The 12052-nt window shown below is 62.4% G+C and carries 13 protein-coding genes; 6 read left to right on the top strand and 7 right to left on the bottom strand.

The annotated features are described in order from the left end of the window. Window positions 1-63: 63 nt before the first annotated feature. Complete coding sequence (locus J2X54_RS01870; protein ID WP_310177111.1) at window positions 64-714, top strand: SRPBCC family protein; 651 nt, start codon at window positions 64-66, stop codon at window positions 712-714. On the opposite strand, the gene J2X54_RS01865 is transcribed toward J2X54_RS01870, so the two are convergent. The 6 genes from J2X54_RS01865 to J2X54_RS01840 form a co-directional block, all read right to left on the bottom strand. After that, window positions 715-1164, bottom strand: a complete 450-nt coding sequence (locus J2X54_RS01865) for a hypothetical protein (protein ID WP_070251526.1) — start codon at window positions 1162-1164, stop codon at window positions 715-717. Window positions 1165-1177: 13 nt separating this feature from the next. Then, window positions 1178-1633, bottom strand: coding sequence for a DUF2721 domain-containing protein (locus tag J2X54_RS01860; protein ID WP_070251527.1), 456 nt, complete (start codon window positions 1631-1633; stop codon window positions 1178-1180). Window positions 1634-1750: 117 nt separating this feature from the next. Continuing rightward, window positions 1751-2707: a prolyl aminopeptidase gene (gene pip / locus J2X54_RS01855; RefSeq protein WP_310177108.1), complete on the bottom strand. Its 957-nt coding sequence runs from the start codon at window positions 2705-2707 to the stop codon at window positions 1751-1753. Window positions 2708-2799: 92 nt separating this feature from the next. Then, on the bottom strand, window positions 2800-3540 hold the full coding sequence (gene phbB, locus J2X54_RS01850; protein ID WP_070251529.1) for an acetoacetyl-CoA reductase: 741 nt from the start codon (window positions 3538-3540) through the stop codon (window positions 2800-2802). A 78-nt stretch (window positions 3541-3618) separates the two neighbouring features. After that, window positions 3619-4797 carry an acetyl-CoA C-acetyltransferase gene (locus J2X54_RS01845; protein WP_310177105.1) on the bottom strand — a complete coding sequence of 393 codons (1179 nt, stop codon included), beginning with the start codon at window positions 4795-4797 and terminating at the stop codon, window positions 3619-3621. 261 nt (window positions 4798-5058) lie between these two features. Continuing rightward, window positions 5059-5967: a LysR family transcriptional regulator gene (locus J2X54_RS01840; RefSeq protein WP_070251531.1), complete on the bottom strand. Its 909-nt coding sequence runs from the start codon at window positions 5965-5967 to the stop codon at window positions 5059-5061. Between the two features lie 104 nt (window positions 5968-6071). Between J2X54_RS01840 and metE the strand changes: the two genes are divergently transcribed. The 4 genes from metE to minE all read left to right on the top strand — a co-directional run bounded on the left by metE (window position 6072) and on the right by minE (window position 10517). Then, window positions 6072-8501: a 5-methyltetrahydropteroyltriglutamate--homocysteine S-methyltransferase gene (gene metE, locus J2X54_RS01835; protein ID WP_310177101.1), complete on the top strand. Its 2430-nt coding sequence runs from the start codon at window positions 6072-6074 to the stop codon at window positions 8499-8501. Between the two features lie 149 nt (window positions 8502-8650). Then, window positions 8651-9412: a septum site-determining protein MinC gene (gene minC, locus J2X54_RS01830; protein WP_070251532.1), complete on the top strand. Its 762-nt coding sequence runs from the start codon at window positions 8651-8653 to the stop codon at window positions 9410-9412. Window positions 9413-9447: 35 nt separating this feature from the next. Beyond that, on the top strand, window positions 9448-10263 hold the full coding sequence (minD, locus tag J2X54_RS01825) for a septum site-determining protein MinD (protein WP_026637660.1): 816 nt from the start codon (window positions 9448-9450) through the stop codon (window positions 10261-10263). A 2-nt stretch (window positions 10264-10265) separates the two neighbouring features. After that, window positions 10266-10517: a cell division topological specificity factor MinE gene (gene minE, locus J2X54_RS01820; RefSeq protein WP_026637661.1), complete on the top strand. Its 252-nt coding sequence runs from the start codon at window positions 10266-10268 to the stop codon at window positions 10515-10517. Here the strand turns inward: minE and J2X54_RS01815 are convergent. Continuing rightward, window positions 10514-11041: a hypothetical protein gene (locus J2X54_RS01815; protein ID WP_310177098.1), complete on the bottom strand. Its 528-nt coding sequence runs from the start codon at window positions 11039-11041 to the stop codon at window positions 10514-10516. The genes minE and J2X54_RS01815 overlap by 4 nt on opposite strands. A 273-nt stretch (window positions 11042-11314) precedes the next feature. On the opposite strand from J2X54_RS01815, the gene J2X54_RS01810 reads away from it, so the two are divergent. After that, entirely contained in the window at window positions 11315-12004 is a 690-nt protein-coding gene (locus J2X54_RS01810) for a response regulator transcription factor (RefSeq protein WP_019923970.1), read from the top strand. Window positions 12005-12052 lie beyond the last annotated feature (48 nt).

Raw genomic sequence — 12052 nt, 5'->3', positions numbered from 1 at the left:
ACGGTTTGGTAACGGGAGAGTGTTGTCCTTGTATTCTGCCAACCTTTGCCGTAGGCTGGAAAAATGATGCGATTCCTTCTGTTACTGTTGTTGGGTGTCACCGCCCCGCTGTCGATGGCGCAAACACCGAAGCCGGACACGTCCCGGCTGGAGGTGTCGGTCAACCGGGTGGAGGTGGAAGGGCAGCATATGTACGAACTCGACGCCAGCGGTGTCGTAGCCGCGCCGTTGCCGCGCGTGTGGCGCATCCTCACCAACTACGAACGCATGACCGAATTCGTGCCCGACCTCGAGTCGTGCAAGGTGCTCTCGCGCAATGGCAATGAAGTGCTGATCGAGCAATTCGGCGTGGCCCGGCTGCTGTTCATGACGCGGCCGATCCACCTGATCGTGCGCGCCACCGAGCAGCCGATGTCGGCCATCGATATCGCCCTGGTGTCGGGCGACATGAAGCACTACGAAGCGCGCTGGGAACTGATCCCCATGCCCGAGACCGGCGGCACCAAGGTGGTGTACAAGGGCCGCATGATGCCGAATTTCTATGTGCCCAGCCTGTTCGGCTCGAAGATGATACGGTCGGACGTCGAGCACATGATGCGCGCCGTGCTCACCCGGCTGGACCGCCGCGAAGAGCGCCAGCCCAGCGTCAATTCGATCCTGATCCCGCCGCAGGCTACCCCTGCACCAGCGCCTGCACCAGCGCCCGCCAAATAGTCAAGACAGCTGGGTATCGCGGTCGCGCAGTTCGGCGAAGTTTTCCAGGCTGCCGATCTTGATCATCACCGGGTTGAGGCTGGCGTGCTGCATGGCGCGCCAGGCAAACAACCACTCCTGCTCCTGCGCCTCGGCTGCCGTCTTGGTAAAGGCGGCGCCCAGCGCGGCGCGCACGCCGTATTCCACCACGCCATCGATGCCGGCCCAGTTGGGCAGGGTGCGCTGCACCGCCCGGTGCAGGCGCTCGCCGAATTCTTCGCTGTTATGGATCACCAGGCAGCTATCGGCGGAAAACAGGTCGAACAGCTTGCGGTCCCACACTTGCGAAAAGCTCAGGGCCAGGCATGGCGGCGCCGCGCGCAGGATGAACTGGCCTTGGGTCAGCGCCAGTTCCAGGTCTTCGCGCACGCCATAGCGGTACAGGGTCGGAGGACGTTGGTAGTCATGCATATGAAACTCGATTCTAATCAGGTTGTTTGGTTGGCGGACGGCGCACGTGACGGAGCGCGCGCATCGCGGCCGAAGCGATAAAGATTTCGCGCAGCAGGTAGCAGAAACTGCCGATCAGGCAGAACACCGAAAACACGAACATGCCGGCAATGTATTTTTCCAGGGCGATGTCGCTGATATCGCTGAAGAACAGCATGGCGATCACCAGGCAGACCATCAGCCCGCATGCGGTGGAGAGGGCGATCGAATAGTTGATCAGGTGCGAGCGCCGGTACATCACGTCGAGCTCGTTGATATACATCTCGCTGTAAGCGATATCGAGCCGGTCCTCGAGCACGCGCGAGCGGTCGATGATGCGCGCCAGGCGGTTGGTGAGCACGATCAGGTTGGTGCACACGCCCGACAACAGAAACACCGGCGCAATGGCCAGCTGGATAAGGTGGCCGATATCGCCGAGCTGAATATTCATAAATGACGGTACGCTGAAAATGATACTGGGCCTCTTCGGGCGGTCCTTGCTGGGAGTTGCTAGTGTAGCAGCCCGGCACGCTGCCGGCCAAATTAAGCGCAACCGATCAAGCGCGCCCTAGTCGAAGGCGCGCAGGCGCCAGAACTGCTCGGTAGCTGCCACCAGGGCGCGCGAGATGCCGTGTTCCATGGCGCCATGACCGGCGTCCGGGATCATGCGCATCACCGAGCCCGGCCACGCCTGCTGCAGGCGCCACGCCGACAGCGGCGGACAGATCACGTCGTAGCGGCCCTGCACGATCACGGCCGGCAAGTGGGCGATGCGGCCGATGTTGCGTACCAGCTGGTCGTCGCTGAAAAAGCCCAGGTTGGCCATGTAATGCGACTCCAGCCGGCCGACACCGAGGTCGAGCGCATCGCACGGCTCGTCCTCGGGCTGCGGCAGCAGGAATACGCGGCGGCCTTCGAAACGGCTCCAGGCCCGCACGGCCGGCCAGTGGATGGCCGGATCGTCGCTCATGATGCGGCGCACGTACGCGCCCAGCAGGTCGCCACGCTCAGTTTCGGGGATAGGCGCGACGAATTCTTCGTACAGCTCCGGGTAAAACCATTGCACGCCGTGCAGGAAAAAGTCGATTTCCGGCTGGGTGCACAGGAAAATCCCGCGCAGCACAAACCCCAGGCAGCGCTCGGGATGCGCCTGGCCATACGCCAGCGCCAAGGTGGAACCCCACGAGCCGCCGAACACCAGCCACTGCTCTATGTCGAACTGGCGGCGCAGCCGCTCGATGTCCTCGATCAGCAACTGGGTGGTGTTGTGACGGCACTCACCGACCGGGACCGACTTGCCGGCGCCGCGCTGGTCGAACAGGATCACGCGGTAGCGCTCGGGATCGAAAAAGCGCCGGTGCTGCGGTGACAGGCCAGCGCCGGGGCCGCCGTGCAGGAAGATCACCGGGATGCCATCCGGGTTGCCGACCTCTTCCCAGTAAATGGTGTGGATGTCGTCCACCGCCAACATGCCGTAGCGGCTGGGTTCAATTGGAGGGAACAGCGGGGAATGGGGGTCGAACATGGCGATCCTTCAGGTGACGATAGCCGATTGTACGTAAAAAAGCCGGGATCGCGAACGATCCCGGCTTGTCTTGTCGTCACGCCGGCGGGCGATCAGGACATGTGCTGGCCGCCGTTGATGGCGATATTGGCGCCGGTAACGAAAGCAGCTTCATCGGACGACAGGTAGGCGACCAGGCCGGCCACTTCTTCCGGCTTGCCCAGGCGGCCCATCGGAATTTGCGGCACGATCTTGGTTTCCAGTACTTCGGTCGGGATTTCCATGACCATCTTGGTGCCGATATAACCTGGCGAGATGGTGTTGACGGTCACGCCCTTGCGCGCCACTTCCAGCGCCAGCGCCTTGGTGAAGCCGTGCATGCCGGCCTTGGCCGCCGAGTAGTTGGTCTGGCCGAAAGCGCCTTTCTGGCCGTTGACCGACGAGATATTGATGATGCGGCCCCAGCCGCGTTCCACCATGCCATCGCACACCGGCTTGGTCATATTGAACACGGAGTCCAGGTTGGTGCCCATGACGGCATCCCAGTTCGGCTTGTCCATCTTCTTGAAGGTCATGTCGCGGGTGATGCCGGCATTATTGACCAGCACGTCGATCGGACCGATGTCCTTTTCGATGGCGGCGATGCACGCCTGGGCCGAATCGTAGTCGGCCACATCGCATGGATAGGCGCGGAAGTTGAAGCCCTGGTCGCGGGTCGTCGCCAGCCATTGCTCGACCTTGGTATTACCCGGCGAATACGTGGTGACCACGCAATAGCCAAGTGCCGACAACTTGAAGCACACCGCTTCGCCCAACCCGCCCATACCGCCGGTAACCAATGCAACTCGTGCCATGTTGTGTCCCCTCTCAAGTAACGTGAATAACAGACCGCCGCGCACGGCGGACGGCCCGGGTCTATCATTTTGTTGTGGTTATGCGCGCTCGATCGCCAGCGCCACGCCCATGCCGCCGCCGATGCACAGCGACGCCAGGCCTTTTTTGGCATCGCGACGGATCATCTCGTGGATCAGGGTGACCAGAATGCGCGCGCCCGAGGCGCCGATCGGGTGGCCGATGGCGATCGCGCCGCCATTGACGTTGATCTTGCTGGTATCCCAGCCCATTTCCTTGTTGACGGCCACGGCCTGGGCGGCAAACGCTTCGTTGATTTCCAGCAGGTCGAGGTCGTCAGGGGTCCACCCGGCCTTTTTCAGGCACAGGCGGGTAGCGCTGACCGGGCCCATGCCCATAAAGGCAGGGTCCAGGCCGGACGAGGCGTAGGCCTTGATCTTGGCCAGCACCGGCAAGCCCAGTTCCTTCGCTTGCGTGGCGGACATCATGATCACGGCAGCGGCGCCATCGTTCAGGCCCGATGCATTACCGGCGGTAACAGTGCCTTCCTTGTTGAACGCAGGGCGCAGGGCGGCCAGGCCTTCCAGGGTGGAGCCCGGCTTGATGTATTCGTCGGTGTCGAAGACGATGCTGCCTTTTTTCTGGACGATTTCCAGTGGCAGGATTTCATCCTTGAACTTGCCTTCTTTTTGAGCAGTTTCGGCTTTCAGCTGCGATTGCAGCGCGAACTCGTCCTGCTCGGCGCGCGAAATCTCGTATTTCTTGGCGACGTTTTCGGCGGTCACACCCATGTGGTACTGGTTGAATGCGTCCCACAGGCCGTCGACGATCATGGTATCGACCATCTTGATCTCGCCCATGCGGAAGCCGTCGCGCGAACCCGGCATCGCGTGCGGGGAGGCGCTCATGTTTTCCTGGCCGCCGGCGATGACGATTTGTGCATCGCCGCATTTAATTGCCTGAGCGGCCAGGTGCGTGGCTTTCAAACCGCTGCCGCACACGTGGTTGATGGTAAAACCGGGGATGGAGTTTGGCAGGCCCGACTTGATGACAGCCTGGCGCGCCGGGTTCTGGCCGACGCCGGCGGTGAGTACCTGGCCCAGGATCGCTTCGCTGACCAGGTTGGGATCGATGCCGGTCTTGGCCAGCAAACCCTTGATGACGTGTGCGCCCAGTTCGGACGCCGGAGTCTTGGCGAGGGCGCCGCCGAATTTGCCCACACCAGTACGGCCTGCGGCCACGATTACTACATCATCCATGTGATTCTCCAAAGCGCCGGTGTATCGCCGGCATGGTTAGCAAAAAGCGAACTTCGATCAACTCGATCATACGCCTGCCACGCCCGGGGCGTGGCGGCTTTCGATGCTGCGTTGCCGCGAAAACTGCTGCGCAGTTTGCGCAAGGTTTGCCGTGTCAACCGTCATCATCAATCGGGAACTTATCGTAAGGGCGGCAAATGTCCGCCCATTTGATCTGGCTCAATTACCCGGCAACCATTCTGAATAAGACATGCTTATTTGTCACGACAATAATTTGATACCGTCCAGCGTGGCAGCGCACTGCTCGCGTATCACTTTGACGAAGTCGAGCACGTAAGCCTTGTGCTGCTGGGCCGGTGGCACCGACACGAACAGGTCGCTCCACAAGCCCTGCTCGCCCACCGGCTTGGCGATGACGTAGTCGTAATCGACATAGTTCTTGATGGCCCAGTTGGGCAGCGCGGCGATACCACGCCGGCTGGCCACCAACTGCAACACGGCCACGGTCAGTTCGGCCGTGCGGCGCTCGAACTGGATATTTTCCGGCACCAGCACTTCGCGGATCAGGTCGATGCGCGATTCCGGCACCGGGTAGGTGATCAGGGTCTCGCCGGTGAAATCGGCCGCGTGCAGGCGGCGCTGGGCAGCGAGCCGGTGCTTTTGCGCCATCACCACCAGGATCTCGAAGCGGAACAGCGGGAACGTGGCAAAGTCCGGGCCGTATGGCGAGCCGATCACCAGGTCGGCAGCGCCGGTGCGCAGCAGCTCGGCCGGTTCGCTATGAAAGCCCGACACCAGGTCGATTTCGACATCGGGCCAGCGCTTGCGGAACTCGTCCATGACCGGCATCAGCCAGTCGAAACAGGTATGGCATTCGAGCACCACGCGCAACTGGCCAGTGTCGCCCTGGGTCAGGCGCGCCACTTCGCGCTCGGCGGTTTCGATTTCCGGCAGCAGCAGGTCGGCCAGCTTGAGCAGCCGGGCGCCGGTGGCAGTAAACCCGATCGGCACCGATTTTCGCTCAAACAGCGGCCCACCGTAGCGATCTTCCAGTAACTTGATCTGATGCGACAGCGCCGACTGGGTCAGGTTGAGCAACTGGGCAGCCCGTACCAGGCTGCCGGCCGAGCGCAAGGCGCTCAGGGTACGAAGGTGGCGTATCTCTAACATCTATTAATCTTTTTCATGTGAATCCGCAAAATCTTTCGTTTGAATTATAGATCGGAATGCCGCAAACTTTACCGCATCGATATGAAATCCTTATGACAAACGCCATGACTACCGTAAAAACATTCATCCAGACTCACATCCTCGGCCTGCCCCGCGTGGGTGCTGCCCGCGAGCTGAAATTCGCGCTCGAGGCCAACTGGCGCGGAGAGTTGTCCGACGCCGCCCTCGAGCAGGTGGGCAGCGACCTGCGTGCGCGCCACTGGGCCTTGCAACGCGATGCCGGCCTCGACTTCGTCACCGTGGGCGACTTCGCGTTTTACGACCAGGTGGCCAACCATGTCCAGCTGCTCGGCTGCGAGCCGGCGCGCTTCGGTTTTACGCCTGAACAATCGCAACTGCGCCGCTACTTCGCCATGGCGCGCGGACTTGCCAACGGCGCGAACGCCGACGCCAACGATAACGGTCACAGCAGCGTCAATAGCGACGGCCAGGCCGGCTGCATTCATGCCGATCACGCCGATCTCGCCGAGCATGCTGGCTGCGACCAGGCCCATCGAGGCGCCGCGCTGGAAATGACCAAGTGGTTCGATACCAACTACCACTACCTGGTGCCGGAATTCGCGCCCGAAACCGTCTTCTCGCTGGCCTGCGAGCGCCTGTTCGCCGAGGTGGAACAAGCCCAGGCGCTCGGCCACGCGGTCAAGGCGGTGTTGCTGGGACCGCTCAGCTTCCTGTGGCTGGGCAAGGAAAAGGCCGCGTTCGAGCGCCTGTCCCTGCTCGACCGGCTGCTGCCCGTGTACGGGGCCGTGCTCGACCGCCTGAAACAGCTGGGCGTGCAATGGGTGCAGGTCGATGAGCCGATCCTGGGCCTGGACCTGCCTGGCGCCTGGCGCAGCGCGTTCGAAACCGCCTACTGGCAACTGAACCAGGTCGGCATCGACCTGCTGCTGGCCACCTATTTTTCGCCGCTGGAAGAAAATCTGAGCCTGGCGTGCCGGCTGCCGGTGGCCGGCCTGCACGTCGATGGCGTGCGTGCGCCCCACGAGCTGACCAGCATTGCCGACTGGCTGCCGGTGCACAAGGTGCTGTCGGTGGGCATCGTCGATGGCCGCAATATCTGGCGCACCGACCTCGACGCGGCGCTGGCCGTGCTGGCGCCGCTGGTCGCCAAGCGCGCTGGCAAGCTGTGGTTGTCGGCGTCATGCTCGCTGCTGCACGTGCCGTTCACCCTGGCGGCCGAAGACGGGCTCGACGCAGAGATCCGCTCGTGGCTGGCGTTCGCCACCGAAAAACTCGACGAACTGCGGCTGCTGAAAGCGGCGCTGGCCGGTGTGGCCGAGGTGACGGAGGTGGCAGCCGAGGTGAGCAAAGCGCTGGCCATCTCACGCGCCGCCATCGCCAGCCGCCGCGCCAGCGTCCGCGTGCACCAGGCTGCCGTGCGCGAACGGCTGGCAACGCTGCCCGACGATCTCGACCGCCGCGCGTCACCGTTCGCCCGGCGCCAGGCCGAGCAACGACAACGGTTCCAGTTGCCGGCATTCCCGACCACGACCATTGGCTCGTTCCCGCAGACGGCGGCGATCCGCGCCGCGCGCGCCGCCCACAAGCGCGGCGCGCTCGATGCGGCTGGCTACGCCGCCACGATGCGCGCGGAAATCGCCGACGCTGTGCAGCGCCAGGAAGACATCGGCCTCGACGTGCTGGTCCACGGCGAAGCCGAGCGCAACGACATGGTCGAATACTTCGGCGAGCAGCTCGATGGCTTCGTGTTCACCAAATTGGGCTGGGTGCAGTCGTACGGCTCGCGCTGCGTGAAGCCGCCGGTGATTTTTGGCGACGTCAGCCGGCCGAAACCGATGACGGTGGACTGGACCGCGCACGCGCAGAGCCTGACTGCGCTGCCGATGAAGGGCATGTTGACCGGGCCGATCACCATGCTGCAATGGTCGTTCGTGCGCGACGACCAGCCGCGCGCCCACACCGCGCTGCAGCTCGCGCTGGCGATCCGCGACGAGGTCGCCGACCTGGAACAGGCAGGGATCGGCATCATCCAGATCGACGAGCCGGCCGTGCGCGAGGGCTTGCCGCTGCGCCGGGGCGGCTGGGATGGCTATCTCGACTGGGCCACGCGGGCGTTCCGGGTGGCGGCCAGCGTGGCGGCCGACCGCACCCAAATCCACACCCATATGTGCTATGCCGAGTTCAACGACATCCTGCCGCAGGTCGCCGCCATGGACGCCGACGTGATCACCATCGAAACCAGCCGCTCGGACATGGAGCTGCTGCGCGGTTTCGGTGCGTTTCGCTACCCCAACGAGATCGGCCCCGGCGTGTACGACATCCACTCGCCGCGGGTGCCGGGCCGGGCGGAAATGGTGCGCCTGCTGGACAAGGCCAGCGCAGTCATTCCAGTTGGCAATTTATGGGTCAACCCGGACTGCGGCCTGAAAACCCGCGACTGGGCCGAAACCGAGGTGGCGCTGCGCAATATGGTGGCAGCGGCGCGCGAACTGCGTCAGCGCCACGCAGCCTGACCGGTCCGCAACGCGGCGCCACCGGGCGCCGCGCCCCCGCATTTTTCCACGGTATCAGCCGTGCGCGTCTCCCCATCGGCGGTTTTCCACAGTAGAATGCCAGCACCTGCGCATGCGCGCGCGGTTGCAACCCTCTCATACTGTCGCCCATGTCCAAGAGCCTGTTTCAAAAGCCGATCGAAATCAAGATATCCACTGTCGTCGCCGTCTCCGCCATCCTTACCACGGCGGACGGCACCGCGCTCGACGCGGCGCTTGCCAGGATGACCGGCGGCAGCGCCGACTTTTTTGAAGACGACCTCACTGTGATCGACATCGCGGCCTTGCCGGATGGCACGGCGATCGACTGGACTGCCATCATCGCCGTGCTGGCCAAGTACCGTTTGAAACCGGTCGCCGTGCGCAATGCGCCCGCCGCCATGGCCGCCGAGATCGCCTCGCACGGCCTGACCCTGGAAACCGCCAGCAAACCGCGCGACGACGAAACGCCGGTGGCGCCGGCGCCAGCACCGGTGAAGGCCTCACCCACCATTTCCAGCACCGCCGAACCACTGCCCAACGGCCAGAACGTGATGATCATCGACACCCCGGTGCGCGCTGGCCAGCGCATTTATGCGCGCGGCTGCGACCTGATCGTTACCGCCGTGGTCAACAACGGCGCCGAAATCATCGCCGACGGCAGCATCCACGTGTACAACACGCTCAACGGCCGTGCGCTGGCCGGCGCGTCCGGCAATGCCGACGCCCGTATCTTTGCTTTGAATATGTCGCCGGAACTGGTTTCCATTGCCGGCGTGTACCGTACTTTTGAAGACGGCTTCCCGGCCGAATTTGCGCGCTCCCCCGCGCAAATCCGCTTGATGGGCGACCGAATCGATATACTATCTGTCAATTCTGCAACCCGCGCCTGAGTAGCCGCCGTACCTCTTTCTGAAAAGGATTATCTGTGGCAAGAATCATTGTTGTAACGTCCGGTAAGGGCGGTGTCGGTAAGACGACCACGAGCGCCAGTTTTTCCACTGGCCTGGCCATGCGCGGCCACAAGACCGCGGTGATCGACTTCGACGTCGGCCTGCGTAACCTCGACCTGATCATGGGTTGCGAACGCCGCGTAGTGTACGACCTGATCAATGTGATCAACAAGGAAGCCACCCTGAACCAGGCCCTGATCAAGGACAAGCACTGCGACAACCTGTTCATCCTGCCGGCTTCGCAAACGCGCGACAAGGATGCGCTGTCGGAAGAAGGCGTGGAAGTGGTGCTCAACGAACTGGTCAACATGGGCTTCGAGTACATCATCTGCGATTCGCCGGCAGGTATCGAGCATGGCGCGCTGATGGCGCTGACCTTTGCCGATGAAGCGATCATCGTCACCAACCCGGAAGTGTCGTCGGTGCGCGATTCGGACCGCATCCTCGGCATCCTGCAAGCGAAGTCGCGCCGCGCCCAGAGCGGTGGCGAGCCGGTCAAGGAACACCTGTTGATCACCCGCTACTCGCCAAAGCGCGTGGAAGCGGACGAAATGCTGTCGCACGAAGATGTGAAGGAAATCCTGCGCATCTCGCTGATCGGCATCATTCCGGAATCGGAATCGGTCCTGCATGCATCGAACCAGGGCAACCCGGCGATTCATTTCAAGGGCACCGATGTGGCGCAAGCCTACGAGGACGTGGTCGCGCGCTTCCTCGGTGAAGAACGTCCCCTGCGCTTCGTCAACTACGAAAAACCGGGCTTCCTGCAGCGACTTTTCGGGAGTAAGTGACCATGGCCCTGCTTTCTTTCCTGTTCCCGCAAAAGCAGAAAACTGCGACCGCGGCCAAGGAGCGGCTGCAAATCATCATCGCGCGCGAGCGCAACGGCCGCACCGGGCCCGACTTTTTGCCGGCGCTGCATAAAGAGCTGATCGACGTGATCTCGAAGTACACCAAGGTCAACGCCGACGATATCAAGATCTCGCTCGACCGCCAGGGCAACCTGGAAGTGCTCGACGTCAACGTGGTACTGCCGGACGCTTAAGTTTTGTGCAGCGGCACTTCGGCCTGCCCTGCGGGGTGGGCCGAGTTGCCCGGGTCCGCTATCCCGGCCAGTTGCAGCTGCTGCGCCACCGTCACGCACGCCTCCACATGCGCATAGCCGATCTGGCGAAACGCGAAAAATCCGATTCCCGCCGACGCCAGCTGGCCCGCCAGCGGCACCAGCTTGCCCGCCTGTTTGGCGGCAGTCTTGACGCCCATGCGGCGCAACACGTGCATCACCACCTCGCGCGTGACCACCTTACCAACCAGCATGCTGCCAATGCCGACTGCCGCCTGGTACGCGATCATGCGAAAGCGTGGATGCATGCGCTCGATTTGTTCCTCGGACAAGCCGAAGTGACGGTTGACGTCTTCGATCAGGTTGGCGAACAGGCGCATGTCGGAAATGATGTCGAGCCCCGGAATGGGCACCGCCGCCACCCCGGCCGAGACCATGGCCCGGCGCCGCACCAGTTGTCGGCAACGCTCGCGCACGGCGTCGAGATCGCGTGCCGTGCCCGGCACCAAGATCCAATTTGTGTCTTTTTTCAAACCCATTCTGGCCCCCGGGCAGGAAATTGAAGTTTCTTTCCAAAATTCAACTTCTTCATTGAATTCACAGTTTTTACAGTGTACCTTGTATTGGACAGCCAGTATTACACGATAGAATCTGTCACTTTCTTGGCAATAGTTGTTGTTCCATGGAAAATAATATCTGCTATTCTGGGGAGCAATTGTAAATCTCTGGTATATTACCCAGTGTCAACTCTTTAACAATTATTTCCCACGGGCAGCAGTATGAGAATCGCTGTACTTGATAACGACCGCAGCCAGGCCGACCTGATATGCCAGGTGCTGACCTCCGCCGGCCATATTTGCCATAGTTTTCAGACCGGTAAGGATGTCCTGGCCCAGGTGCGCAAGGACAGCTACGACATGCTCATCCTCGACTGGCAGGTGGTCGACATGACTGGCGCCGAAGTCATGCGCCGGGTGCGTGAAAAGCTGCCAGATACCGCGCCGGTGCTGTTCCTCACCACCAGTTCCGGCGAAGACGATATCGTCGCCGGCCTCGGTGCGGGCGCGGACGACTACATGATCAAGCCGCTGCGCCGCAGTGAAATGGTGGCGCGCGTGCAGGCACTGCTGCGGCGCGCCTACCCGGCGCAGAACGGCGCCGAGCAGTTGCAATTCGGTCAATACGTGTTCGAGACCCGTCCCGGTCGCTTGCTGATGGATGGCATCGTGCTCGATGTCACGCACAAGGAGTTCTACCTGGCGCTGTTATTTTTCCGCAACATCGGTCGACCGCTGTCGCGCGCCTACATCCACGAGGCGGTGTGGATACGCGAGACCGCCGTGCCGTCGCGCACCATGGACACCCACGTTTCCCGCGTGCGCAACAAGTTGCAGTTGAAGCCGGAAAACGGTTTCCGGCTGGTGCCGGTGTACAGCTACGGTTACCGGTTGGAAAAGCTGGGTGCCTGACATCCGGCGGGGCTGTTGCCCGACCCGTTGCCCTCCCATTAGGCAGTC

This window comes from Duganella sp. 3397, assembly GCF_031456625.1.
Classification (GTDB): Bacteria; Pseudomonadota; Gammaproteobacteria; order Burkholderiales; family Burkholderiaceae_D; genus Rugamonas; species Rugamonas phyllosphaerae.
Note: the sequence above shows the minus strand (reverse complement) of the source record. Positions and strands in the feature narration are given on the sequence as shown.